Genomic DNA, 23740 nt, shown 5'->3' on the forward strand with positions numbered 1-23740 from the left:
GATTGCCGAGATCACCGCCGTGCGCCGGGAATCCGGAGTGCTGGTCTCGGCCGGGCAAGAGCGATTCCATGCCTGGAGGCCATCGTGGAGCCGGGTCATAAGCAGACCGTGAAGCACCTGTTGCGCCTTCGAGGCGAGTCCGGGGCGTGGTGGAACGTTGGAGCAGATTTGATGCTGCTCGTGGTGCGGGCCGCGCACTCAGCCGATCCATTCCGCGCAGCACGTCTCGGATTTCGGCGCCCACCGCGTATTTCGGGCGTTCAATTTCCTTGCCCTGGGAACCTTGGATCTCACGCGCGCAGGAGACGGCTCCGCTCCGACCCTCAGCGGTGAAATCCGTGGAGACGCCTCCGCAGGAAGCTTGCGCCGAGGTCGCTGTCGATGGGGCAGGAGTCTTGGAGGGGCTCTCGGCGTGAGAGCGCCAGGCCGCCGTGCTCATCACTGACGGCTGGACAAACAAGGAGATCATCGAGGCGCTGGGGGTTGTCCTTGCGCACCGTAGATTTCCATGTGCGCAATGCGATGACGAAGGTCTACGTCTCGTCCCGCTACGAGATTCGGCACCGACTGCGTGATGCCTCACCCGGCACGCGGCCGCTCGCGGCGGGCCCTGCGGGGAGCCTGCCGCCCCGCGCTCGCGGGCAGCGCTTCTCTTGCAGCTCATTCATCTCTGCGGGGTCAAGACAAAACAGGTCGCCAGGCCGTGGACGAACCTGTCAAATCGTGACTGACCTTGGCTTCTCCCGCGAAAAACCCTTCTCGATTCGCATTCTGCACCGTAATCTAAGTCTGTAACCGTCGTTTCTCTACAAGAGCAGGTTTCTCAATGGAGCTCCAGCAATATGTCCGAGTCCTCAAGCGAGGATGGCTGACCCTGGTCCTGGCCGTGGTCGTGACCGTCGGTGCCGCGGCCGCGCTGGTCGCGCTGCTGCCGGCGACCTACGAGGCGGAGACGCGCATCTACGTCGCGGTGGAGGATGCCGAGGCCTACGACCTGAGCCAGCGGTCGATCTACAGCCAGGAACTCGTAAGGAGCTTCGTCGAGCTCGCCCGGAGCTCAGCCGTTCTTGGACCTGTGGTGGAGGACCTGGAGCTTGAGGACACCCCGCGAGAGCTCGCCGAACAGATCACGGTGGCCGCGCAGACCGGCACGGTGATCCTGGAGGTCACCGTCGCCGACGAGGATCCTCAGCGGGCTGCCGCAATCGCCACGTCGATGACTGCTGCGCTCGATGATGTGGTCCAGGGTCTCACGACATCGACGGAGGGCGACGGAAACGTCACGTTGACCGCCGTGGAAGAACCTTTCGTCCCGGATGCTCCCAGCTTTCCGCAGCCGATCAGCATCCTGGGACTCGGACTGCTGGCCGGCCTCGCCATCGGGATCGTGATTCTGGCGCTGCGCGAAGTCCTCGACACGAAGGTCCGCAGCGAGCAGGACATCACGGAGGTCACCGATCAGGCAGTGCTGGGAGGCGTGCAGTTCGACCGGGAGCTGCAGAAGGGTCGGCTCATAGCCCAGGCAGATGTGGGCAGTCCGCTGACCGAATCCTTCAGCACGCTCGGGACCAATCTGCAGTTCCTGGCCGTGGGACAGTCGGCGCGCAGCTTCGTCGTCACCTCCTCGATCGAGGCGGAGGGGAAGTCATCGGTAGCGGTCAACCTCGCCATCAGCCTGCGCGCCGCAGGCCACCGGGTTCTGCTGGTCGATGCAGATCTGCGCAGGCCCATGGCCGCCCAGATGCTCGGACTCGAGGGCGCGGTGGGACTCACCGATGTGCTCAGCGGACGCGTGGAGCTGCCCGACGTCATCCAATTCTGGGGACCCGATAACCTGGAGATGCTGCCAGCCGGGACGGTGCCTCCGAATCCCATCGAGCTCCTCGGCTCCGAGGCCATGGAAGAGCTGGTCGCGACGCTTCAGCGTGAGTACGAGATCATCATCTTCGACGCCCCGCCGCTGCTGCCGGTCAGCGACGCCCGAGTGCTGGGCGCCCTGTGTTCCGGAGTGCTTCTGGTGGTGGCGGTTGGCAGGGTGCACAAGCCGCAGCTGCAGAAGGCCATCGAGGCGATGCGCATAGTGGACGTGACGCTGTTCGGAGTGGTGCCCACGATGCTGCCCCCGAAGGCAGTCGACGGCTACAGCACTCCATACCGTCAGCAGGTGGGGGTGGTTCCGCGATGATGCCGGTCAGTGACGACCCGTTCAGGGTCCTGGTGGTCTGCACCGGGAACATCTGCCGCTCGCCCCAGACTGCGCAGCTGTTGCAGGCCGCGGTTGCGCAGGCCGGGGAGTCCTGGCGCTCGGCGGTGGTGATCGCCAGTGCGGGGACCCGAGCCTTGGAAGGAGCCCCCATGGATGAGCAGGCGGCAGCGCTCTCCCTGAGACTTGGAGCCGATGCCACCGGCCACACAGCCAGGCAGCTCACCCCGACCATGGTCGAGGAAGCCGATCTCGTCCTGGGCATGGCGCGTGAACACCGCAGTGAGGTGGTTCGCGCTGCACCACGGGCATCACGCAAGGCATTCCTGCTGACCGAGTTTGCCGACCTTCTCGAAGGTGTCGAGCGGGCGTCGGCGCATCGGTTCCAGCCGCTGCCCTCACCTCGCTCGGGTCTCGCGTCGCCGCTGCTGCCCGACCAGCTGCGCCAGGGAGTCGAGCGTGCGGCTGCCCAGCGCGGGATGATTCCACCCCGTGATCCGGACACCATGGACGTGCTCGACCCCTACGGGCATGCCCCGAAGGTCTACCGAGCGTCCGCCGAACAGGTCCAGGAGTCGCTGGCGCGCATCCACGGATCGGTGCGGAAGCTCGCGCAGGGAGTGCCTTGGTGAGGTCGCTGCGGACCTGGTTCTTCTATGTCTACATCGCCTGCACCCTCGGGGCGAATGCCGTCATCCTGATCTCGTACGACCCCGCCGGTGGCGTCGTGGACAACTCGATCTTCTCCGCAAGCTGGGTCCTGCTTCACCTGATCTCGGTGCTGGTCCTGCTGACCTCACGGTCACTGAGCCCGGTGCCGATCACGATCGCCGTGAGTATCGGGGGACTCGTGGTCCTCAGCGCCGCCTGGTCCGTCTCTCCAACGGATTCACTGGTCTATGGAGTCATGGCCGCCGGAAACATCCTCGTCGCGTGCATGCTGGCCGCCGAATACTCATTGCAGCAGATTGCCCGGGTGTTCCTCCGAGTGCTGACCGTGCTGGTGCTGGCAGGCATGGCCTTCGCTCTCGTCGGCGTCGACCAGGTGCTGTACATTGATCCGCATGGCCGCGCTAACCTCCTCGGCGGAGATCCGATCCGCGGCTTCTTCCAGCACAACATCATGGCCGGCTTCTACGGGGCCACCGGCACTGTCCTGGCCATGACGCTGCTGCGCGGTCTCCGCCGGGTGCTGGTGCTCGCGGCGTTCATCCTCTTCGTCCTCTGGGCCGGCTCCGCCACGGGGGTCCTGCTCGCGGGCGCCGCAGTGATCATCGTGCCGCTTGCCCAGCTGTTGGTCCCGCGCATCCCGCTGGGAGGCCTGCTCGCCGTCCTGGTGCCGGTGGGCGTGGCCGCTGGGGCGGTGCTGAACCAGGTCTGGGTGCCTCTGCTGGAGGCGATCGGGCGCGATCCGACGCTGACCGGACGCACGGTGCTCTGGGAATGGGGCTACCGCGCGATCGCCGAACGGCCGGTGACGGGGTGGGGCTTCACCGGCTACTTCCACTCGCCTGAGGGTGAAGTTCCCAGCCTGTATGTGCCGCAGTTCGACGACTACGCCATCGCGCACTTCCACAACTCCTATATCCAGACCGCCGTCGACCTCGGTCTGCTGGGCCTGCTGCTGCTGATCCTGGTGCTGGGATGCACCACCGGCTGGGCGTATCTCTACGCCCGCAGCACAGACACGCGCACCGGTGTGGGACTGCTGATGGTGATGGTCATCTTCCTGATCGCGTCACCCACAGAGTTCCTCTTCATCAACTACAACCACTTCGGCAGCTTCGCGCTGTTCACGCTGTTCTTCGGGCTGCTGCAGCAACGACGGACGAGGGCGCGGCACCCGGAGACGGAGTCCCTCAGTGCCGCGCCCTCGAAGCGTGTCTCACTCAGCGGTCGATGATCTGCCGCTTCGCAGAGATGACACCGGTGTTGAAGCCGGCGAGGTGAAGGTTGCCGTGGAAGCGGCCGTGCTCGATCTTCAGGCACCGGTTCTGCACCGCGTTGAGCCCGGCGTCCTGGGCCAGCTGCATGGCCTGCTCAGTCTCGATGCCGAGCTGGGCCCAGATGGTCTTGGCGCCGATCTCGGCGGCCTCCTGGGCGATGTCGGGAACATCCTCGGCTCGGCGGAAGATGTCCACGATGTCGGGGACCTCGGGGAGATCCTTCAGTGAGGCGTAGACCGGCTGGCCGAGCACCTCTTTGAGTCGCGGATTCACGAAGTAGACCGTGTAGCTCGAGGAGCTCAGCAGGTAGGTCGCCACGAAGTAGCTGGCCCGGGCTGGCTTGTCCGACATGCCCACGATCGCCACCGACTTGGCGCTGCGCAGCAGCTGCAGCCGGCGGGAGGGCGACGGCGCTTCCCAGCGGCCGTGGGGATGTTCGGCCGTGGCCTCGTCGTGGTGCTGCAGGGTCTGCTCGCTCATCACTTGTCTCCTTCGACTGCGGTGCTCAGCGCCTGGTCCAGATCCCAGATGATGTCATCGACGTCTTCGATGCCGACCGAGATGCGGATCAGGTCCTCCGGGATCCCGGCTGCGGCCATCTGCTCCGGGGAAAGCTGCTGGTGGGTGGTTGATCCTGGGTGCAGGATCAAGGTGCGCACATCCCCCACATTAGCCAGGTGGCTGGCCAGCTGCAGGGACTCGATGAAGCGGGCGCCGGTCGCCCGGCCTCCGCGGATGCCGAAGCTGAACACCGAGCCCACACCCTTGGGCAGCATCTCCTTGGCCCGGTCATGATCGGCGTGGGAGGGCAGACCGGCGTAGTTGACGTAGACCACCCGGTCATCGGCTTCGAGCCATTCGGCGACCTTCTGGGCGTTGGCGACGTGCTCGTCGATACGCTGCGGCAGGGTCTCGATGCCCTGGATGAGGTTGAACGCGGCCTGCGGGCCCAGTGAGGGTCCGATGTCGCGCAGCTGCTCGGCGCGCAGCTTGGTCAGGAAGCCGTATTCGCCGAAGTTGCCCCACCAGGAGAGCCCGCCGTAGGAGGCCACCGGCTCGGTCATCGCGGGGAAGTTCCCGTTGTCCCAGGGGAACTCGCCGGATTCCACGATCACTCCACCCAGGGTGGTGCCGTGGCCACCCATGAACTTGGTGACCGAGTGGATCACGATGTCCGCGCCGTGTTCGAACGGGCGGATCAGGTACGGGGTGGTCAGGGTGGAGTCCACCACCAGCGGGACTCCGTGCTTGTGCGCGACCTCTGAGAGTCCGCGCAGGTCAGCGATGTCAGAGCTGGGGTTCGCGACGACCTCGGTGTAGAGAACCTTGGTGTTCTCCTGCATCGCCGCCTCGTAGTCCTCCGGTTCCAGGGAGTCCACGAAGGTGGTCTCGATCCCGAAGCGGCGCAGCGTGACGTCGAGCTGGGTGATCGTGCCGCCGTAGAGCTTCGAGCTCGCCACGATGTGGTCCCCGGAGCCGCAGAGTGCGGCGAAGACCAGGAACTCAGCACTCATCCCGGAGGCGGTGGCCACCGCGCCGATGCCGCCCTCCAGCGACGCGACGCGCTCCTCCAGCGCCGAGACGGTGGGGTTGCCGATCCGGGAGTAGATGTTCCCGTACTTCTGCAGCGCGAAGAGGTTCGCAGCGTCGTCGGTGTCCTTGAACACGAAGGAGGTGGACTGGTGGATGGGCACAGCACGCGATCCGTGGACGGCATCGGGGACGGCCCCGGCGTGCAGGGCGCGGGTGCGGAAGCCGAACTGGCGATCGCTCATGTAGCTACCTCTTCTCTTCTCGGCGCGGTTCCGCGCCGTTGGCAGATCTCTTCGATCTTCGGTACACAGGGTTCATTCTGCAGGCTTGTGGTGTCTCCCAGGGTCTCGCCGTCATGCAGCTGGGTCAGCAGCCGGCGCATGATCTTCCCGGAGCGGGTCTTGGGCACCTCGGGCACGGGGATCACCGTGCGTGGTTTGGCCACCGGGCCGATCACCTCGCCCACATGGCTGCGCAGCTTCCCGAGCAGCTCCCGCTCGGCCGCGCTGCCCGCACCCCCCGCGGCGTCGAGGCGCTCGCGGGCGGCGGTGGTCAGCACGGTGAACGCAACGGCCGCGTGACCGGTCATGGCATCGAAGACCGGGCAGACCCCGGCCTCGACCACGTCGGGGTGGGAGATCAGCGCCGATTCGATCTCGATCGTGGAGAGCCGGTGTCCGGAGATGTTGATGACGTCATCGATCCGGCCCAGGATCCAGATGTCCCCGTCCTCGTCCTTCCGCGCCCCGTCCCCGGCGAGGAACCATCCCTGCTCCGCGTACTTCTCCCAGTAGGAGGTGAAGTACCGCTCCGGGTTGCCCCAGACGGTCCTGGCCATCGAGGGGCCGGTGTGGGTGAGCACGATGTTGCCCTGCGTGCCCGTGGGCACCTGCTGGCCGGCCTCATCGACGACGGCGGCGCCCCAGCCGGGAAGTGCACGGGTCGCGGCCCCGGGCTTGAGCCCTGGGTGCGTCGACCGGGCGTCCTCGGGCCGCGGGGAGAGCACCGTGGACCCGGATTCGGACTGCCACCAGGTGTCCACCACGGGAAGCGCCGGTCGGCCGGCGTCGTCGGTGGTGTCGCGGCCGATCTCGCGGCGGATCCAGTGCCAGGCCTCGGGGTTGACCGCCTCGCCCACGGTCCCGGCGAGCCGGATCGAGGAGAGGTCATACTGCGCCGGAACACCTTCGGGGAACCAGCCCATCAGGGAACGCACCAGCGTGGGGGCGGTGTAGTAGGTGGTGACCTGGTGGCGTTCGATGATCTCGAAGTGGCGGCCCTCATGCGGAGTGTTCGGCGTGCCCTCGAAGATCACCTGGGTGGCGCCGGCGGCCAGCGGGCCGTAGATCTCATAGGTGTGCGCGGTGACCCAGGCCAGGTCGGCGGTGCACCAGTGGACGTCCTGGGTGCGCCGCTCCGGGTCAGGGTGGGCGAAGAGCCGCAGGTAGGTGTACAGGGCCCCGGTGAGGTAGCCGCCGGTGGTGTGGACGAGTCCCTTGGGCTTGCCGGTGGTCCCGGAGGTGTACATGATGAACAGCTCGGTCTCGGCGTCGAAGAACTCCGGGGTGTGCTCGGGGGAGGCGGTCTCGACCACCTCGTGCCACCAGAGGTCCCGCTCCGGCGTCCATTCCACGGGGGAGTCTGTGCGGTTGATCACCAGGACGTGTTCGAGGTTGCCGCCGTGCTCGGCGGTGGCCTCGGCGACGGCGGCATCAGCGTTGGCCTTCACCGGCACGGCCCTGCCGCGGCGGAACTGACCATCGGTGGTGACCAGCAGCTTCGCCCCGGTGTCCTCGACACGGAACTTCAGCGCCTCGGCGGAGAATCCGCCGAAGACCAGCGAGTGCACCGCGCCGACCCGGGCGCAGGCCAGCGTGATCACGATGGTCTCCACCAGCACCGGAAGGTAGATCACCACGCGGTCCCCGCGGGTGATGCCCATGCTGGTCAGCGCGTTCGCCGCCTGGTTGACCCGACGGCCCAGCTCGGCGTAGCTGACGTCCTCGCGGTCTCCGGGCTCGCCTTCGAAGTGCAGCGCGATCTTCTCCCCGCGTCCCGCGGCGACGTGGCGGTCCACGCAGTTCACCGCGGCGTTGAGCGTCCCGCCCTCATACCAGCCGATCTTCGGGCCGCGCTGGGTGACCGGGTTCGGCGGGGTCCAGGAGTGGGTGGTCTCCCACGGGGTCGACCAGTCCAACAGGGTGGCGGCCGCGGACCAGAATGCCATGCGCTGGTCCTCGTTCTGCGGGTCCGTCCAGGCGTGCACGTCGGCGCTCAACGGATCCGAGGGCACGATCGCGGAGCGCTGGGCCTTGAACGAGGGTGCGGTTTCGGGGGTGTCGCGGTGCGTCGGGTCTTCGGGAGTGGCCGCGGCTGCGGGCACGGTGGATCGAGGGTGGATGCTCAACAAGGGTCCTTCGGGTCAGCTCAGGGTGGTCAGGGTCTTGAACTCGTGCTGGTGGAAGACCAGCCCAGGAGCGCCCTCGGTGAAGCCCAGGTCCAGGATCTCCAGCACGATGATGTCGTGGTCCCCGGCGCGGACCCGGTCGTAGATCCGGGTGCGCAGCCACATCGGGACCCCATCGAGCAGCAGCGCCGAGCCGTGGAGCTGGTAGTCCACCCCGGTGAATCGGTTGGCGCGGTCCTTGGACGCGATCTGCCTGCACAGCCCGTTCTGATCGCGGCCGAGCACCGAGATGCCCAGTTCGCCGCCGCTGCGCTCAAGCTTCGGCCAGGTGGAGGAATCGTGCTGCACCGCCAGGGTGACCAGGGGCGGCGCCAGCGAGACGCCCACCGTGAAGGTGGACGCGATGATCGCCTCAGGTGTCCCATCGACCTCCGCGCCGACGGCGACGACGCCCTGCGGAAACTGTGCCAGGGCGTGGCGCAGCGCAAAGGAGTCCACACGGGACGCGGCGGTGGGGTTCTCAAGGGTGCGAGCAGGAACAGACATGCAGATCAACTCCATCGGTCCTGGCGTTAGCACCCGGCGAATCCGGGTTGCTGCGGCGTCTCTGAGCCAGATCTCTCAGCCGCTCGGGATGGTGACACCTCAACGCTACGCGTCGTCTCGCCGACCAGCAAGAATCGTTCGCACTGTGAGACGCCATATGACATTCGGCGCTGGTGTCACCACCGAACGTGTCCTTGATCTGCTGGATGAACACACCTGGTCACAACGGAGGTCAGGGTGGACGACGTTCATGGATATGGTTCGCCCGGCTCGGCGCTGGTCCGTCAGTCGGAGTCTGGCTTCCGCCGTCGTCCGAACTTGACGGATGAGCCCCTGCATCCTCTATATTGAGCCTCATCACCATCCAGAGCGACCGAGGGATCTGGCCCGAAGACGTCGCAGCAACCCGGGCATGCCGGGTGCTACCGCCAGAATCGATGGAGGAAAGAATGAACATTCAGCTGCCTGTGCCCCAGAATCTGCGCGACGCCATTGAGCGTGTCGGCCTCTCCGCGCTCGACCGAGAGCGCAGCCGTGAGCTCGCCCGCGATGAGGTCACGGACCTCGTGGCAGGTGGCATCGGACGGCTTCGCGTGCCGGAGCCGGCTGGTGGATACGGCTTGGACTGGGTGCAGACCACCGAGGTCCTCCTGGAGCTCGCCGCCCAGGACAGCAACATCCCGCAGGTGCTGCGCGGCCACTTCGCGGTCCAGGAGGATCTGCTGTGGCGCTGCGACGCCCGACCTGACTCCGCCCCTGACTCCGCGCGTGACGCCCGGCCCGATGCCCAGCCCGATGCCCGGCGCGTCGTGCAGCGCTGGCTCGCCAGGTTGGCCGCAGGGGAGCTGGTCGGCAACGCCTGGACCGAACCGGGCAAGGGCGGCTTCCACCAGTCCGGCACCGTGGTCAGCCAGACCGACGACGGGCCCAGGGTCACCGGGGTGAAGTACTACACCACCGGTGCGATCTTCGCGGACTGGCTCGACGTCACCGCCCGGGACGCCGCGGGCAATGAGCTCGCCGTGCTGGTGCGCCGGGACCAGCCCGGAGTGCAGATCGACGACGACTGGGACGGCTTCGGACAGCGCACCACCGGCTCCGGCACCGCGCGGCTGACCGACGCCGTGGTGGAGGAGTCGGAGCTGCGCGGACTGACCGATCGCTTCCCGTACCAGACTGCGCTCTACCAGCACTTCCTGCTGATCGTGCTCGCCGGCGTCGTCGAGGCCGCGGCACGGGACGCCGCAACGCTGCTGCATGAGCGCTCGAGGACCTTCTCCCACGCCAACACCCGCACCCCACGCACCGATCCGCAGCTGCTCCAGGCCGTCGGAGAGGTGGATGCCGTGGCGGCGCTGGCCCGGGCGCAGGTCCTCGCCACCGCCGCGAGCCTCGATGCCGCCTTCGCCGCGCGAAGCGCCACGGAACAAGCCCAGATCGAGGCGGCCAACGCGGTGGAGCTTGCCACCGGACGCGCCCAGGTGGCGCTGCATCGACCCGTGCTGGAGGCGGTCACCCGGATCTTCGACGTCCTCGGCGCCTCCGGGGTGAGCCAGTCCCGGAGTCTCGACCGGCACTGGCGCAACGCCCGCACCGTCACCAGCCACAACCCCTGGGTCTACAAGGCCCGGATCGCCGGGGACAACCGGGTCAACGGCGCCGAGCCGGTCCGGCTGTGGAGCGTCGGCGAACCGGACACCGCGAGTCAGTCTGCGGTGGCCAGCCCGCCAGCGACCCCGATCGGCGCGTAGAAGAACGCCGCGAAGAACGCCTGAGAACCGGCCCCACCCGACCGAGCTCCGACGCTGCACCTTACGCGCAGCCTCGACGCGCAGACATCGATGCCAACCACTGAGTCGAACCTCAAGGAGAACTGCACATGACCTACCCGACCACCGAGTCCGGCAAGCGCGAGATCCTGTTCAACGCCTTCGACATGAACTGCGTGGTGCACCAGTCCCCGGGGCTGTGGCGGCACCCGGAGGACCGCGCCCGGGAATACAACACGATCGGGTACTGGACCGAGGTCGCGCAGATCCTCGAGCGAGGCCTCTTCGACGGACTGTTCATCGCCGATGTGCTGGGCCCCTATGACGTCTTCGGCTCGAACCCGGAGGCCGCGCTGCGCTCCGGGGCGCAGATCCCGCTGCAGGACCCGTTCCTGCTGGTCTCGGCGATGGCCGCGGTCACCAAGAACCTGGGCTTCGGCATCACCGCCGGCACCGCCTACGAGCACCCCTACCCGTTCTCCCGACGGCTGGGCACCCTGGACCACCTCACCGGCGGCCGGGTGGGCTGGAACGTGGTCACCGGGTACCTGCCCTCGGCCGCGCAGAACATGGGCCAGGACGATCAGATGGAGCACGATCGCCGCTACGACCATGCCGATGAGTACCTCGACGTCGTCTACAAGCTGCTCGAAGGATCCTGGGAGGACGACGCCGTCCTCGCCGACAAGGCCTCCGGGGTCTTCACCGACCCGGCGAAGGTGCACCGGATCGAGCACCACGGGGAGTTCTTCAAGACCCCCGGGATCGGCGTGGTGGAGCCCTCCCCGCAGCGCACCCCGGTGATCTACCAGGCCGGGGCCTCCGCCCGCGGCCGGGCCTTCGCCGGCAAGCACGCCGAGGCGGTGTTCATCAATCCGCCCACCAAGGAGCTCGCCAAGGCCTCGGTGGCCAAGATCCGCCAGTCGGTGGCCGAGGCGGGACGGGACCCCTACTCGGTGCGGATCTTCGCGATGCAGACCATCGTCACCGGACCGGACGACGCCGCCGCGCAGGCCAAGTACGACGACCTGGCCCAGTACATCGACGCCGAGGGCGGACTGGTGCTGATGTCGGGCTGGATGGGCATCGACCTGAGCCAGTTCGATCTCGACCAGCCCATCGGCGACGTGAAGTCCAACGCCATCCAGTCCACCGTGGAGACCTTCCAGAAGGCCTCCGGTCGGGAGGATGAGGTCTGGACCGTCCGGCAGCTGGCCGAATGGGTCGGTGTCGGCGGCTTCGGCCCGGTCATCATCGGTGGCGGCCCGACGGCGGCGCAGCAGCTGATCGAATGGCAGGAGGAGACCGATGTGGACGGCTTCAACCTGGCCTATCACATCACCCCTGGCACCTTCGTGGACGTGGTCGAACACGTGGTGCCCGAGCTGCAGAAGCTCGGCCGCTACAAGACCGAGTACGCCCCGGGCACATTGCGCAACAAGCTCTTCGGCGCCGGCGACCACCTGCCCACGGAGCACCACGGGGCGCAGTTCCAGCTCCGCCGCAGGAGCTGATCCCGCCGGCAGGAAAACTCAGCGTCCCGCAACACAGAGGACCGGGGCCTCCGCATGACACCTGGCCGATGATCTGGCCGGCGTGATGCGGAAGCCCCGGCAGAACCCCGAACTGGGGGAGCGGCTAGGCCCAGGTCTTGAGCGCCTTGCGCTCGAGCACCCCGAGCAGGGTGTCGGTGAGCTTGCCCAGCAGCGCCAGCAGCACGATCGCCAGCAGCAGCCGATCGGTGCGACCGTTGTTCTGCGACTCGGTGAGCAGGAAGCCCAGTCCCTCGGCGGCCGCGAGCAGCTCTGCGGCGACCAGGAAGAGCCAGGCCTGCGCCAGGCCGAGCCGGAGTCCGGAGAAGACGCTGGGCACCACGGCGGGCAGCTGGACGGTGCCCAGCAGCCGGAGGCCGTGGAACCCGAAGGCGCGGCCGGCTTCGACCAGCTGCGCGTCCACATGCCGCAGCGCGGAGTGGATCGCGGTGAACACCGGGAAGAACGCGCCGATGGCGATCAGGATGACCTTGGAGTCCTCACCGATCCCCACCCAGAGCAGCAGCAGCGGCACCCAGGCCAGCGACGGCACGGCCCGGAAGGCTCCCACCGTGGGGTTCAGCAGCTTGTCCGCGAGTCCGGACAGCCCGAGCAGCGAACCCAGCGCCAGGCCGAGCCCGGCGCCGATGGCGAAGCCGATCAGCACGCGCTGCAGCGAGATTCCCATGTGTTCGAAGAGGTCGCCGGACTCGAAGAGCCCGATCCCAGCGGTGAGGACCGCCTGCGGGGGAGGCAGCTGGACCGCGGTGAAGGTGCCGGTGACCTCGGTGACCACCCACCACAGTGTCAGCAGCAGCACAGGGACGACGGCGCCGATCAACAGCCCGCCGCCGGGCAGCCCGCGCCGGGTGCGCCGCTCAGGGGAGTGTGCGGCCCCATCGGCGGGCTGTGCCGCCGTGGAGCTGAGTGCGGTGTCTGTCACTCTTCGACCTCCTCGATGTCAGCCTCGTCTGCGGCGTTCTCGGTGCCCTCGGCGTCGGTGGCCTCGCGGTTCTCGGCGAACTCGGTGTAGAAGAGGGACTCGAGCGCCTCATCCACCGCGTCCTGGCTGTCGACGTCGCCGTTCTCCACGAAGAACGGTCCGGCGGCCTCCATGGCGGCGTAGACGTCATCGCCGGGCACCGGGTCCACCTCGAAGTTGGTGCGCTCGGTGATGACCGCCTCGGCGATCTCCGGCTCGATCCCGGCGTACTCGGCGAGGATCTCCGCCGTTCCCTCGGGGTTCTCGTTGGCCCATTCGCGGGCCTGCTCGTAGACGTTGACCACGATCTGGGCCACATCGGGGTGGTTCTCCACGAAGTCCCCGGTGGCGTTGATGACCGAGTAGGTGTTGAAGTCCACGTTGCGGTAGAGCAGCTCCGCGCCCTCGGCCTCGGCGCCGGCCATGATCGGATCCAGTCCGGCCCAGGCGTCGACGTCGCCGTTCTCCAGCGCCTGGCGGCCGTCGGCGTGCTGCAGCGCCTGGACCTCGACGTCGTCCACGCTCAGCCCGGCCTCCTGCAGCGCGCGCGCCATGAAGAAGTAGGGGTCGGTGGCCAGGGTGGCGGCGATGGAAGCTCCCTCGAGATCCTCCACGGATTCGATGTCGGAGCCTTCCTGGGTGACCAGAGCGGACCACTCGGGCTGGTTCTCGATCATGATCGTGTGGGTGTCGGCGCCGACGGCGCGGTTCAGCAGCGCGGCGGAGCCGGCGGTGGAGCCCACGTGGATGTTGCCCGCGCGCAGGTTCTCGTTCGCGCGGTTCGAGCCCTGGGACTGCACCCACTGCACGTCGACGTCGAGCTCTTCGAGCTCTTCCTCCAGCCAGCCGTTCTCCAGGATGATCAGGCTCAGCGGGTTGTACGTGGCGAAGTCGATGTTCAGCGTCTCCAGCTGCTCGTCCTCGCCGCCATCACCGCCGCAGGCGGTGGCGAGCAGCGCGACGGCGGCGGCTGCGGAGACAGCTTTGACGGAGGTGCGGCGGGAGCGCGGGGAGCGGGAAGCGGAGGTGCTGGGCATGGGGAGGGCCTTTCGGTTCTTCAAGGATGGACATCGTGTTCGAGGTTCATGGTCGTGCGTGTCAGGCAGGAGCGGCAGAAGGCTCCTGGCATGTTCGGCATGTGGGGTCAGGCAGTGAATGGGCCCCGGAGGTGGTGATCCGGCAGTGCGGGGACCGCGTCGGCGGAGCCCCGCTGGTCAGGTCAGGACGAGCGGAGTCGGCCGGATCAGCTGCCGGGACGAGTCAGTGGCTGTGCGAGTCGACGCCGAGGCCGGAGAAGAGCTCCCCGCGCAGAGCGGCAAGCTCCGCGGAGGCGCGATCTCGCGGACGTCGCCCGGGCACGCTCAGCAGTCGGGCGATCGTGGCACCTTCGGCGGGATCGGGGTCCGCCGGGTCCTGCCCGAGGAGCAGCACGCGGTCTGCCAGCTGCAGCGCCTCATCCACGTCGTGGGTGACGAGCAGCACCGTGGTGCCGGTCTGCGCATGCAGATCCAGCAGCAGGTCCTGCATCTTCAGCCGGGTGAGCGCGTCCAGGGCGCCGAAGGGCTCGTCGAGCAGCAGCACGCCGGGGCGGCGAGCCAGTGCCCGGGCCAGCGACGCGCGCTGCGCCATGCCTCCGGAGATCTCCCGGGGTCGCAGCGACGCGCGGTCGTGCAGACCGACCAGCTCCAGGAGCTCGTCCACGCGTTCACGCCCCTCGGCCTTGGACAGGCTGCGCGGCAGCCCCAGGCTGACGTTCTTGTGGATCGAGCGCCAGGGCAGCAGTCGCGGCTCCTGGAATCCGACCGCGGTGCGCTCGTCGTAGCGCTGCACCGGGGAACCGTTGATCAGGATCTCGCCGGTGCTGCCGGTGTCGAGACCACCGACGGCGCGCAGCAGCGTGGACTTGCCGCAGCCGGAGGAACCCAGGATCGCGAGCACCTCACCGGGAGCGATCTGCAGGCTGACGTCGCGCAGCACGGTGCGCGATCCGAAGGCGCGGCCGACGCCGGAGAGCTGGACATCGAGTGACGTGTACTGCTGCCGGCTGTCAGGCTTGGCGGCAGCCACGGAGGTGGCGTCTGAGGGCTCGGCAGGGCCGGCAGCGGTTGTTGCGGTGTAGTCGGTCAGGGTGGAGGCAGGCGAAATCATCAGAGGATACTCCCATCGATCCTGGCGGTAGCACCCGGCGAAAAGACACCCTTGCAAAGGTGCCCCTCCCTGGGTTGCTGCGGCGTCGACGAGCCAGATCTCTCGGCCGCTCGGGATGGTACGCGGATCAGACTACGCCCAGGCGGGGAATCCGATCAATGTCGCGTTCAGCAAATGAGACAAAACGCAACACATATCGCGACTTGACTTTCTGCCCACGTTCACCATTACAGTGAAGGCACTCAACCATCCAGAGCGACCGAGAGATCTGGCTCGAAGACGTCGCAGCAACCCGGAGGGCTTCACGGCCTCCGCCGGGTGCTAACGCCAGGACCGATGGAGTATGCCCCTTGATTTCCCTGTCCCATGTCTCGACGACCTTTGCCGCCCGCGGCCGCGAGCCGCTGACCGCGGTCGATGACGTCAGCCTCGAGGTGCCGCGCGGCAGCATCCAAGGCATCATCGGGTTCTCCGGCGCCGGCAAGTCCACGCTGCTGCGCAACATCAATCTGCTCGAGCGCCCCACCTCGGGCCAGGTCAGCGTCGCCGGCACCGAGCTGACCGGCTTGGACGATGCGGCGCTGCGCCGGGCCCGGCACCAGATCGGCATGATCTTCCAGGGATTCAACCTGGTCAACAACCTCAGCGTCGCCCAGAACGTCGAGCTGTCGCTGAAGTTCGCCGGGGTCAAGGACCGCCGTGAACGTCTGCGGCGGGCGGCCGAGGCGCTGGAGATCGTGGACATCACCGACAAGGCCTCCGTGTATCCGGCTCAGCTCTCGGGTGGTCAGAAGCAGCGCGTGGCGATCGCTCGGGCACTGGCGACCAAGCCTGAGGTGCTGCTCTGCGATGAGCCGACCTCTGCGCTGGACCCCTTCACCACTGCCACCGTGCTGCAGTACCTCGCGGATGTGAACCGTGAATTCGGCATCACCGTGGTGATCGTGACCCACGAGATGGAAGTCATCAAGGCTCTCGCCGACAACGTCGCGGTGATGGAGGATGGGCGGGTCGTCGAGGAGTTCCCGGCGAGCGAGCTCCGCCGAGAAGGGTTCAATCCGCGGACCTCGATCGGAAAGTACCTGCTCAGCGATGGGATACGGCTGGACCGCAGCGGCCCGGCCGCGCATGGGTCGGAGTCCGGCGAGCAGAAGTCGGGTCAGTCCACGCGACGCTCCCCGCAGCACGCGGAGTCTCAGGATCAGGGTCAGACGCGTCGGTCAGAGCACGCCGCGCTGGCCGGCTCGGCAGGGGGTGTGCGCTGATGGACCTCGTCATCGAGCGGCTTCCCGAGATCAACCAGGCCATGCTGGAGACCTTCGCGATGATCGGGGTCGCCATCCCGGTGGCGGTCCTGCTGGGCACCCCGCTGGGGATCTGGCTCTTCGTCCACGCTCCCGACGGACTGGCGCCGCGGCCACGGTCTCATGCGATCGTCTCCGGGGTGGTGAACATGATCCGGTCCTTCCCGTTCCTGATCCTGCTCATCGCCATCATCCCGTTCACCCGGTTCGTGGTCGGCACCTCGGTGGGCACCGCCGCGGTGATCGTCCCGCTGACGATCAACGCCATCCCCTACTTCGCCCGCCTGGTGGAGCAGAACATCACCCAGCTGGGCTCCGGTGCGGTGGAGGCGTCCCGGGCGATGGGCGCCACGCGCGGGCAGATCATCCGCAACGTGCTGCTCGTCGACGCCAAGCCCGGACTGATCGGCTCCATCACCATCACCACGGTCAGCTTCATCTCCTATTCGGCGATGTCAGGGCTGGTCGGCGGCGGGGGCATCGGTGACCTGGCGATCCGCTACGGCTACTACCGCTATGAGACCCCCACCATGATCGCCGCCATCGTGCTGATGGTGCTGCTGGTGACCCTGGTGCAGTTCGCCGGCACCCGGCTCGCCCGCGCCTCGGACCGGCGCATCACCGCCTGACCGCGATCACCGCATGACCGAGATCCTCGCCTGACCGAGATCACCGTCTGAGCAGGATCTTCGCCTGACCCGCGCATCCGCGGAACGGCAACACCACCCCGCATCACCTCACTCCGCTGCCAGGGCTGGCGTCCGACGTCGCGCCCTGGTCATTCCCGCACACCCTCTGGGCGCATGTCGCCCAGCCAGAGAAAGCAGCCCAAACCCATGAACGCTCTACGCCCCGCGATCCTCACCGGCGCAGTCCTCTCCGCCGCAGCCCTGAGCCTGACCGGCTGCGGGCTGGTGGAGGATGATTCCACCATCAGCATCGTGGTCACCGAATCCGCGCCCTTCCAAGAGCCCGCCGAGATCGCCGCCGAGCTGCTCGCGGAGCAGGGCTACGAGCTGGACATCACCTATATGACCGATATCGTCCAGCCCAACCAGGTGGTCAACCAGGGCGAGTTCGAGGGCAACTACTTCCAGCACCTGGCCTATCTGAACAACTTCAACCAGTCCAACGACACGCAGGTCGAGCCGCTGTTCTCGGTGTACTACGCCCCCGCCGGGCTGTTCTCACTGGAATACGACTCCCTCGAGGAGCTGCCCGACGGGGCCGAGATCAACCTGCCGGTGGATCCCTCGAACAACGGCCGGGCGCTGCAGCTGCTCGCCGATGAGGGCCTGATCGAGATCGACGAGTCCGTCTCGATCATCGAACTGACCCAGAACGACATCACGGAGAACCCCCGGGACTTCAAGTTCGTGGAGACCGACCAGCAGTCAGCTGCGCAGGTGCTGCCCGACGTCGACGCCGGCTTCGCCTTCGTCCGGCTGATCGCCGAGGCCGACCTGGACCTCGAGGAGACCACGCTCAGCATCGAGGACGGACGCGAAGAGGTGCGCACCCCGTTCACCTGCGTGGTCGCCGTCGGACCGGACGGGGTCACCGATGAACAGGCCCAGGCGCTTCAGGACGCCTTCCAGTCCGAAGAGGTCGAACAGTGGTTCGAGGAGTACCAGGGCGGGGTCATCGACTTCGAGGACTTCATCACTATCGACAACGCCGAAGAGATCTGGGCGGACTTCAGCGCATGAGCACATCCAGCGCCCCCACACTCTCCCGGCGTCGAGTATTGAGCGGTTCACTGGGCATGGCCGCTCTGCTCGGCGTCGGGAGCCTCACCTCGGGATGCGGCCTCGCCGGCGGGGCCGGCGCCGACCGCAGCCTGCGCCTGGTGGTCACCGAGAACGCCCCCTTCCAGGAGCCGACCCGCATCGCCCAGCGCATCCTGGAGGCCGATGGCTGGGAGTTCAACGCCACCTACGTCACCGACATCATCCAACCCAACCACGCGGTGAGCAACGGCGAATACGACGTCAACTTCTTCCAGAACATCAGCTATCTGCGCCAGTTCAACGCGGACAACGACCTCGACATCGAGCCGATCTTCTTCATGTTCGAGCAGCCCTCGGGGATCTACTCCGCGCAGCACGACTCGCTGGAGGAGCTCCCGGACGGCGCCCAGATCGCGCTGCCGGTGGACACCGCGAACAACGGGCGCGGGATCCGGCTGCTCGCCCGCGGAGGTCTGATCGAGATCGATGAGTCCAAGCCTGTCGCCGCGCTGAGCGTCCGGGACATCACCGCCAACCCCAAGGACCTGCAGTTCATCGAGGTGGACCAGCAGTCGGTGGGGCAGATCTACGCGGATGTCGACGCCGTCTTCGGCTTCGCCCGGCTGCTGGCCGAGATCGATGTGCTCCCCGACGAGGTGCTGATCATGGAATCAGCCGAGGAGGCGCTGCCCTTCGCGCTCGCGGTCTGCGCGCGCCCGGGCTTCCGCGAGGAACAGCCCGAGCGCTTCGAGGCGCTCAAGGCCGCCTACCACTCCGCGGAGGTGCGTGAGTGGTACGGCGAGTACCTCGACGGTCTGCTCAACCCCGCCTTCGACCGAGACATCGACGCCGCATGGAAACAGGTGAACGACGCATGAGCCGCACCATCCCTGAAGAGCTCCTGACCCGCATCCGAGAAGGCGCCGTACAGCGTGAGCTGGAGCGGATCCTGCCCTTCGAGCAGGTCGGCTGGCTCGACGACGTCGGCTTCGGCGCGCTGCGCGTGCCGACCGAGTTCGGCGGCGAGGAGCTCAGCATCGAGGGGCTCATCGCCGAGGTGATCGCGCTCGCCGAGGCAGATTCCAACATCGCCCACCTCTACCGCGGGCATTTCGGGTTCGTCGAGTCGCTGCGCTTCCAACCTGCGCCGGTGCGCGAGCTCTGGTACGCCCGGGTGCTCAAGGGCGGCACGGTGGGCAATGCCTCCACGGAGAAGGGCGGCAACGCGTTGGGCAGCCTGAACACCCGATTGGACCGCGACGAGCATGGCGCGGCGCTGCTCACGGGCGAGAAGTGCTACTCCACCGGCACGATCTTCTCGACCTACACCCGCGTCTCAGCTTCTCAGGCCCAGGAAGGGGAGGGGCGACGCTTCGCTGTGGTGCCCACAGACGCCGCCGGGGTGACCCTGCTCGATGACTGGGACGGCTTCGGGCAGAAGCTCACCGGCACCGGCACCACGCGGCTGGACTCCGTGGCGGTGGAGGACCTCGCGGTGCTCGGACGCAGCCCGGGCGATCACGAATCCGTCCACGAGGCGGCGTTCTTCCAGCTCTACCTGCTCGCCGTCCAAGCAGGAATCGCCAAGGCGGCCCTGGCAGATGCCACGTCCACACTGGCCCGGCGCACCCGCACCTTCAACACCTCCACCGCCGGGCAGGCCTTCAGCCAGGATCCGCTGATCCAGCAGGTGGTCGGGAAGATGTCCTCGAAGGCCTTCGTGGCCGAGGCCGCCGTGCTGCAGGCGGCCCGCACCCTGGACCGGGCACTGGCAGCGGGCCTGCAGGCCGGCACCGGCGGCCCCGAGTTCCATGGCGAACCACCGGTTCAGATCCATGATGCGGAGATCGCCGTGGAGAAGGCCCAGATCAGTGTGCCGGAGCTGGTCCTGGCGGTGACCTCGGAGCTGTTCCAGACCGTGGGCGCCTCCGCCACGCTGCGCACCAAGGCGCTGGACAGGCATTGGCGCAATGCGCAGACCATCGCCACCCACAACCCGGTCGTCTTTCGCGCCCGCTCACTGGGCGACCATGAGATCAACGGCACCCTGCCCCAGGGGCTCAACGCGATCGGCGAGGCCAAGGAGAAACCATGACCATCCATTTCAACGCCTTCGACATGCTGGTCCCGGTGCATCAGTCGCCGGGCCTGTGGCGCCACCCAGAGTCGCGGATCGCAGAGTTCGACACGCTCGAGTACTGGACCGAGCTGGCCCGCACCGTGGAGCGGGCAGGCTTCTCATCCTTGTTCCTGGCTGACATCCCCGGGGTCTATGACGTCTACGGCGGCACCGCCGAGGCAGCTGCCCGCGGTGGAGTGCAGTTCCCGCTGCTGGACCCGCAGGTCATCGTGCCGGCGCTCGCCGCGGCCACCACACACCTGGGATTCGGGCTGACCGCCTCGGTGACCTATGAGGCTCCGTACGCCCTCGCTCGGCGCTTCGCCACCCTGGATCACCTCACTCGGGGCAGGATCGCGTGGAACATCGTCACCAGCTATCAGGACTCCGCGGCGCGCAATCTCGGACTTGCCACACAGATCCCGCATGACGAGCGCTACGACCGCGCAGACGAGTACCTCGAAGTGATGTACAAGCTCTTCGAGCACTCCTTCGAAGACGGCGCGGTCCTCGCGGACAAGTCCACCGGGGTCTTCGTGGATCCGGAGAAGGTCCACCCGATCGACCACCAGGGAGAGTGGTTCACCGTGCCCGGGGAGATGCTCACCCACCCAGGACCGCAGCGCACCCCGCTGCTCTTCCAGGCGGGGTCCTCCGCGCGGGGACAGAAGTTCGCGGTGGACCATGGCGAGGCGATCTTCGTGGTCAGCTCGTCCCCGCAGCGGCTGGCTGTTCAGGTCTCCGAGACCCGCAGGGCACTGTTGGAGGCCGGGCGTGATCCCGAATCCGTGCGGTTCTTCGCCATGGCCACGATCATCGTGGCCGAGACCGAGGAGCTGGCACAGGCGCGGCTCGCCGAATACCGCGAGTATGTGGACACCGCCTCGGCACTGACGCTCTTCGGCGGGTGGACCGGGGTGGATCTCTCGGATCTGCGCGAGGACGACGTCGTCGCCGATGTGCAGACCGAGGCCAATCAGTCGGCGCTGGCGATGTTCACCAAGGACCCGTCCAAGCACTGGACGGTGCGAGATGTCGCGGAGTTCATCTCCATCGGTGGGCGCGGGCCGCTGATCGTGGGAGACCCGGTGCAGGTCGTCGATGAGCTGGTCCGGTTCAAGGAGCTCTCCGGGGTGGATGGGTTCAACATCTCGGCCGGAGTGCGGCCCGCGGACTTTGAACGCTTCGAGACCTTCGTGACTCCGGAGCTGCGCCGACGAGGTCTGCTGCCCCAGCGCCCCGAGACCCCGGTGACGCTGCGCGAGGCGCTGTTCGAAGATGGGCCGCACCTGCGCGCGGATCATCCCGCGCGCCGGGCTTCTCAGCGTGAGGCGCGCAGCAGGATCTCGTCGGCGATCGCGCCGGCGACGTCTCTCGGCTCTCCGTAGGCGGGCAGGTGGGCGCGGCTGATATCGGCATCCGGCAGCACCGCCAGGACGACGGCGCCCTCGGCCGACTCGAGGTCCGGAACCTGCAGATCGACCGCGGCCGCGAAGAGTCCCGGCACCGCCATGACCGCCTCCACCGCAAGCTCGTGCAGAGCATCGGGCAGCACCGTGGTCACATCGATGGTCAGCCCGCCCGCCGAGATCTCCAGCGAGTCCTGCAGCTGCACGGGGACACCTCGTGCGGGCACGTCGTCGGGATCAAGGCCCCGGCTGCGCAGCTGGTCCTGCGCAGCGGGGGTCGAGCCGTCGGCAGGGACGGGCACCGCGGTGCCGGCGAGCAGCGCGTGCCGACTGCGCGCCTGGGCATCGGCCTGCATCAGCTGGCTCAATGTTGAGCTGCCGTCGCCGAGGACCGTGGCGGGCAGTCGCAGCAGGGAGGCGCAGACCCGCTCGCCGACGACGAAGGCGCGGATCGCGGAAGGCGCTGGGCGCACGACGGTCGTGCCAGGATCAGCGGCGCCCTGGTCGCCTGTGCGCTGGTCACCCGAGTCCGGATCAGCGTCAGCCTGATCTGTGTGAGTCTGATCGGCATCGTTCTGCTCCGCTGGCAGCGGCACCTCTTGGAGCTGCAGGTGCCGACGCAGGAGCTGCGGATCCGCAGTGATCCGGCGCGCGTGGGCGCTCACCAGTGTCGTCACCACCGAGTCCATCCCGCCGACGACCACGCCGCCGAAGACGAAGACCTGGCTGTGCTCGCCCACAGGCTTCAGCGTCACCCGCCTGCGCCGCAGGGCTCGGCGCAGAAGCTGGTCATGGCGCGGGGCCTCGGGGTGTTCGTTCAGTGTTCGGGTGCCGAGGGTCTCGACGATCAGTCGGGCGGCGGATGTCTCAGTCGGCATAGGTCTCAGGATATAGGTTGGCCGTGGGACCGCCCCCATTCTCAGAGGCGAGCACCCACGGCCGTCACTGCTTGTCAGTGCCTGAAGTCAGCGTCCGTTGCTCCCGGAGGGCTTGGTGGACGAGTCGGTGTTGCTGCTCGAGGACGAGTCGGTGTTGCTGCTCGAGGACGAGTCGGTGTTGCTGCTCGAGGACGAGTCGGACGAGCCGGTGCCGCCGGAGGACTGGCGGGCCTTCTCATCCGCCGCGTCGGCCTGCTTCTCGACCTTCTCGGCGGCCTGATCGACCAGCTTCTCGGCGCTGCTGCCGGCCTTCTTCACGGTGTCTTCGGCGCGCGCGGCGGCGTCGATCGCCACGTCGGCCACCGGAGTGGCGGCGTCGTTGGCGTGCTTCTTGACCGAGTCGGCCACGGTGGAGACGTACTGCTTGGCAGTCTCTCCGGCCTTGGTCACGGTCTCCTGGACCTTGGGGTCCTTCCAGGTCTCCGCGGCGTTCTTCTTCACGGCGTTGAGGCTCCGCTCGAATTCTGCCTTGCCGCGCTTGCTGCCGATGATGTAGCCGATGGCTACGCCGGCGCCCAGTGTGAACAGTCGCATGGTCAACTCCGTTCTGACGGTGGATGAGTCTCTCGTGTCTTACGAGTCCCTTTAGAACTTAGTCTGCTTTGCACGCCGATGTCACGGTCATGACCCCTGATGGACCCTGATTCCACCCTGATTCAGCACCCGGCTCCATCCCTGGTTCGCGCCGCAGGGGTCGCCTGTTCGAGCTCAGACCGGAGCCTCGGATCGGCGGCTCAGCCGAGCGTCGCGGTGCGCGGGTCCAGCTGGTCCGTCGCGCCCGGCACCGGCTCGGCCGGGTCGTGGCCGAGCGCCACGATCCGGTTCTCACCGTCCACATGGACCACCTGCGGCTCGTGGGAGGCGAGCTCGAGCGCGTCCAGCATCACGTAGCTGATCAGGATGATCAGGTCCCCTGGATCCACCAGGTGGGCGGCGGCGCCGTTGATCCCGATGACACTCGATCCGCGCGGACCAGCGATGGTGTAGGTCTCCAGGCGTGCACCGTTGGTGATGTCGACCACCTGGACCTTCTCGCCCTCGACGATCCCTGCCGCGTCGAGCAGATCGGCGTCCACGGTGATGGACCCCACGTAGTGCAGGTCCGCGTGGGTCACGGTGGCGCGGTGGATCTTGCCGCCCATGACGGTCCTCAGCATGCTCGGCTCGCTTTCGA

At 67.5% G+C, this 23740-nt stretch carries 21 protein-coding genes and 4 riboswitches; of the genes, 11 read left to right on the forward strand and 10 right to left on the reverse strand.

Annotated features, from left to right (window positions below; translation table 11 throughout):
- Positions 1 to 826: 826 nt before the first annotated feature.
- From LSI54_RS00225 to LSI54_RS00235, 3 genes are read left to right on the forward strand one after another with little or no spacing between them, the layout of a single operon-like run.
- Positions 827 to 2185 carry a polysaccharide biosynthesis tyrosine autokinase gene (locus tag LSI54_RS00225; protein WP_241477487.1) on the forward strand — a complete coding sequence of 453 codons (1359 nt, stop codon included), beginning with the start codon at positions 827 to 829 and terminating at the stop codon, positions 2183 to 2185.
- Entirely contained in the window at positions 2182 to 2835 is a 654-nt protein-coding gene (locus tag LSI54_RS00230) for an arsenate reductase/protein-tyrosine-phosphatase family protein (protein ID WP_241477488.1), read from the forward strand. The genes LSI54_RS00225 and LSI54_RS00230 overlap by 4 nt, the downstream gene beginning before the upstream one ends.
- Complete coding sequence (locus LSI54_RS00235; RefSeq protein ID WP_241477489.1) at positions 2832 to 4106, forward strand: O-antigen ligase family protein; 1275 nt, start codon at positions 2832 to 2834, stop codon at positions 4104 to 4106. Before LSI54_RS00230 ends, LSI54_RS00235 begins: the two co-directional genes overlap by 4 nt.
- Here the strand turns inward: LSI54_RS00235 and LSI54_RS00240 are convergent.
- From LSI54_RS00240 to LSI54_RS00255, 4 genes are all read right to left on the reverse strand, one after another.
- A complete protein-coding gene (locus LSI54_RS00240; RefSeq protein WP_241463611.1) occupies positions 4093 to 4629 on the reverse strand; it encodes a CoA-binding protein in 537 nt (178 codons plus the stop codon). The genes LSI54_RS00235 and LSI54_RS00240 overlap by 14 nt on opposite strands.
- On the reverse strand, positions 4629 to 5924 hold the full coding sequence (locus tag LSI54_RS00245) for an O-acetylhomoserine aminocarboxypropyltransferase/cysteine synthase family protein (protein ID WP_241463612.1): 1296 nt from the start codon (positions 5922 to 5924) through the stop codon (positions 4629 to 4631). Before LSI54_RS00245 ends, LSI54_RS00240 begins: the two co-directional genes overlap by 1 nt.
- Entirely contained in the window at positions 5921 to 7960 is a 2040-nt protein-coding gene (acs, locus tag LSI54_RS00250) for an acetate--CoA ligase (RefSeq protein WP_274617482.1), read from the reverse strand. Before acs ends, LSI54_RS00245 begins: the two co-directional genes overlap by 4 nt.
- Before the next feature lie 144 nt (positions 7961 to 8104).
- The gene (locus tag LSI54_RS00255) at positions 8105 to 8635 is read right to left on the reverse strand and encodes a flavin reductase family protein (RefSeq protein ID WP_241477490.1); all 531 of its coding nucleotides are present in this window, start codon (positions 8633 to 8635) and stop codon (positions 8105 to 8107) included.
- A gap of 8 nt (positions 8636 to 8643) precedes the next feature.
- A riboswitch (SAM riboswitch) is annotated at positions 8644 to 8730 on the reverse strand.
- Positions 8731 to 8992: 262 nt separating this feature from the next.
- A riboswitch (SAM riboswitch) is annotated at positions 8993 to 9079 on the forward strand.
- 5 nt (positions 9080 to 9084) lie between these two features.
- On the opposite strand from LSI54_RS00255, the gene LSI54_RS00260 reads away from it, so the two are divergent.
- Together LSI54_RS00260 and LSI54_RS00265 are read left to right on the forward strand one after the other, a co-directional pair.
- Positions 9085 to 10386: an acyl-CoA dehydrogenase family protein gene (locus tag LSI54_RS00260; RefSeq protein ID WP_241477491.1), complete on the forward strand. Its 1302-nt coding sequence runs from the start codon at positions 9085 to 9087 to the stop codon at positions 10384 to 10386.
- A gap of 128 nt (positions 10387 to 10514) precedes the next feature.
- Positions 10515 to 11918, forward strand: a complete 1404-nt coding sequence (locus tag LSI54_RS00265; RefSeq protein WP_241477492.1) for an LLM class flavin-dependent oxidoreductase — start codon at positions 10515 to 10517, stop codon at positions 11916 to 11918.
- 124 nt (positions 11919 to 12042) lie between these two features.
- Here LSI54_RS00265 and LSI54_RS00270 read toward each other — a convergent pair whose 3' ends face one another.
- The 3 genes from LSI54_RS00270 to LSI54_RS00280 all read right to left on the reverse strand — a co-directional run bounded on the left by LSI54_RS00270 (position 12043) and on the right by LSI54_RS00280 (position 15066).
- Complete coding sequence (locus LSI54_RS00270; protein ID WP_241477493.1) at positions 12043 to 12879, reverse strand: ABC transporter permease; 837 nt, start codon at positions 12877 to 12879, stop codon at positions 12043 to 12045.
- Positions 12876 to 13955, reverse strand: coding sequence for an aliphatic sulfonate ABC transporter substrate-binding protein (locus tag LSI54_RS00275; protein WP_241463617.1), 1080 nt, complete (start codon positions 13953 to 13955; stop codon positions 12876 to 12878). The genes LSI54_RS00270 and LSI54_RS00275 overlap by 4 nt, the downstream gene beginning before the upstream one ends.
- A gap of 223 nt (positions 13956 to 14178) precedes the next feature.
- Positions 14179 to 15066: an ABC transporter ATP-binding protein gene (locus LSI54_RS00280; RefSeq protein WP_241475812.1), complete on the reverse strand. Its 888-nt coding sequence runs from the start codon at positions 15064 to 15066 to the stop codon at positions 14179 to 14181.
- 9 nt (positions 15067 to 15075) lie between these two features.
- A riboswitch (SAM riboswitch) is annotated at positions 15076 to 15188 on the reverse strand.
- A gap of 121 nt (positions 15189 to 15309) precedes the next feature.
- Positions 15310 to 15409, forward strand: a riboswitch (SAM riboswitch).
- A 7-nt stretch (positions 15410 to 15416) separates the two neighbouring features.
- Here LSI54_RS00280 and LSI54_RS00285 point away from each other — a divergent pair.
- From LSI54_RS00285 to LSI54_RS00310, 6 genes are all read left to right on the forward strand, one after another.
- Positions 15417 to 16331: a methionine ABC transporter ATP-binding protein gene (locus LSI54_RS00285; protein ID WP_241477494.1), complete on the forward strand. Its 915-nt coding sequence runs from the start codon at positions 15417 to 15419 to the stop codon at positions 16329 to 16331.
- On the forward strand, positions 16331 to 16999 hold the full coding sequence (locus tag LSI54_RS00290; RefSeq protein ID WP_241470301.1) for a methionine ABC transporter permease: 669 nt from the start codon (positions 16331 to 16333) through the stop codon (positions 16997 to 16999). The genes LSI54_RS00285 and LSI54_RS00290 overlap by 1 nt, the downstream gene beginning before the upstream one ends.
- A 207-nt stretch (positions 17000 to 17206) precedes the next feature.
- Positions 17207 to 18079: a MetQ/NlpA family ABC transporter substrate-binding protein gene (locus LSI54_RS00295; protein ID WP_241463621.1), complete on the forward strand. Its 873-nt coding sequence runs from the start codon at positions 17207 to 17209 to the stop codon at positions 18077 to 18079.
- Entirely contained in the window at positions 18076 to 18978 is a 903-nt protein-coding gene (locus LSI54_RS00300; RefSeq protein ID WP_241463622.1) for a MetQ/NlpA family ABC transporter substrate-binding protein, read from the forward strand. Before LSI54_RS00295 ends, LSI54_RS00300 begins: the two co-directional genes overlap by 4 nt.
- On the forward strand, positions 18975 to 20195 hold the full coding sequence (locus LSI54_RS00305) for an acyl-CoA dehydrogenase family protein (protein WP_241463623.1): 1221 nt from the start codon (positions 18975 to 18977) through the stop codon (positions 20193 to 20195). The genes LSI54_RS00300 and LSI54_RS00305 overlap by 4 nt, the downstream gene beginning before the upstream one ends.
- Positions 20192 to 21607 (forward strand): LLM class flavin-dependent oxidoreductase, encoded by a 1416-nt coding sequence (locus tag LSI54_RS00310; RefSeq protein WP_241477495.1) that lies wholly within the window; start codon positions 20192 to 20194, stop codon positions 21605 to 21607. Before LSI54_RS00305 ends, LSI54_RS00310 begins: the two co-directional genes overlap by 4 nt.
- On the opposite strand, the gene LSI54_RS00315 is transcribed toward LSI54_RS00310, so the two are convergent.
- The 3 genes from LSI54_RS00315 to panD all read right to left on the reverse strand — a co-directional run bounded on the left by LSI54_RS00315 (position 21541) and on the right by panD (position 23723).
- On the reverse strand, positions 21541 to 22506 hold the full coding sequence (locus LSI54_RS00315) for a hypothetical protein (protein ID WP_241463625.1): 966 nt from the start codon (positions 22504 to 22506) through the stop codon (positions 21541 to 21543). The genes LSI54_RS00310 and LSI54_RS00315 overlap by 67 nt on opposite strands.
- A gap of 87 nt (positions 22507 to 22593) precedes the next feature.
- Complete coding sequence (locus tag LSI54_RS00320) at positions 22594 to 23100, reverse strand: hypothetical protein (protein WP_241477496.1); 507 nt, start codon at positions 23098 to 23100, stop codon at positions 22594 to 22596.
- Between the two features lie 200 nt (positions 23101 to 23300).
- Positions 23301 to 23723: an aspartate 1-decarboxylase gene (gene panD / locus LSI54_RS00325; protein ID WP_241463627.1), complete on the reverse strand. Its 423-nt coding sequence runs from the start codon at positions 23721 to 23723 to the stop codon at positions 23301 to 23303.
- Between the last annotated feature and the right edge of the window lie 17 nt (positions 23724 to 23740).

The sequence above is a fragment of the Nesterenkonia sp. AY15 genome (assembly GCF_022565855.1).
Lineage (GTDB): Bacteria > Actinomycetota > Actinomycetes > Actinomycetales > Micrococcaceae > Nesterenkonia.

What these genes read in the sequence shown, in the direction of transcription:
- LSI54_RS00225 (WP_241477487.1), top strand. Translation starts at nt 827, where the DNA reads ATGGAGCTCCAGCAATATGTCCGAGTCCTCAAGCGAGGATGGCTGACC.
- LSI54_RS00230 (WP_241477488.1), top strand. Translation starts at nt 2,182, where the DNA reads ATGATGCCGGTCAGTGACGACCCGTTCAGGGTCCTGGTGGTCTGCACC.
- LSI54_RS00240 (WP_241463611.1), bottom strand. Translation starts at nt 4,629, where the DNA reads ATGAGCGAGCAGACCCTGCAGCACCACGACGAGGCCACGGCCGAACAT.
- LSI54_RS00245 (WP_241463612.1), bottom strand. Translation starts at nt 5,924, where the DNA reads ATGAGCGATCGCCAGTTCGGCTTCCGCACCCGCGCCCTGCACGCCGGG.
- LSI54_RS00255 (WP_241477490.1), bottom strand. Translation starts at nt 8,635, where the DNA reads ATGTCTGTTCCTGCTCGCACCCTTGAGAACCCCACCGCCGCGTCCCGT.
- LSI54_RS00260 (WP_241477491.1), top strand. Translation starts at nt 9,085, where the DNA reads ATGAACATTCAGCTGCCTGTGCCCCAGAATCTGCGCGACGCCATTGAG.
- LSI54_RS00265 (WP_241477492.1), top strand. Translation starts at nt 10,515, where the DNA reads ATGACCTACCCGACCACCGAGTCCGGCAAGCGCGAGATCCTGTTCAAC.
- LSI54_RS00275 (WP_241463617.1), bottom strand. Translation starts at nt 13,955, where the DNA reads ATGCCCAGCACCTCCGCTTCCCGCTCCCCGCGCTCCCGCCGCACCTCC.
- LSI54_RS00280 (WP_241475812.1), bottom strand. Translation starts at nt 15,066, where the DNA reads ATGATTTCGCCTGCCTCCACCCTGACCGACTACACCGCAACAACCGCT.
- LSI54_RS00290 (WP_241470301.1), top strand. Translation starts at nt 16,331, where the DNA reads ATGGACCTCGTCATCGAGCGGCTTCCCGAGATCAACCAGGCCATGCTG.
- LSI54_RS00295 (WP_241463621.1), top strand. Translation starts at nt 17,207, where the DNA reads ATGAACGCTCTACGCCCCGCGATCCTCACCGGCGCAGTCCTCTCCGCC.
- LSI54_RS00300 (WP_241463622.1), top strand. Translation starts at nt 18,076, where the DNA reads ATGAGCACATCCAGCGCCCCCACACTCTCCCGGCGTCGAGTATTGAGC.
- LSI54_RS00305 (WP_241463623.1), top strand. Translation starts at nt 18,975, where the DNA reads ATGAGCCGCACCATCCCTGAAGAGCTCCTGACCCGCATCCGAGAAGGC.
- LSI54_RS00310 (WP_241477495.1), top strand. Translation starts at nt 20,192, where the DNA reads ATGACCATCCATTTCAACGCCTTCGACATGCTGGTCCCGGTGCATCAG.
- LSI54_RS00315 (WP_241463625.1), bottom strand. Translation starts at nt 22,506, where the DNA reads ATGCCGACTGAGACATCCGCCGCCCGACTGATCGTCGAGACCCTCGGC.
- LSI54_RS00320 (WP_241477496.1), bottom strand. Translation starts at nt 23,100, where the DNA reads ATGCGACTGTTCACACTGGGCGCCGGCGTAGCCATCGGCTACATCATC.
- panD (WP_241463627.1), bottom strand. Translation starts at nt 23,723, where the DNA reads ATGCTGAGGACCGTCATGGGCGGCAAGATCCACCGCGCCACCGTGACC.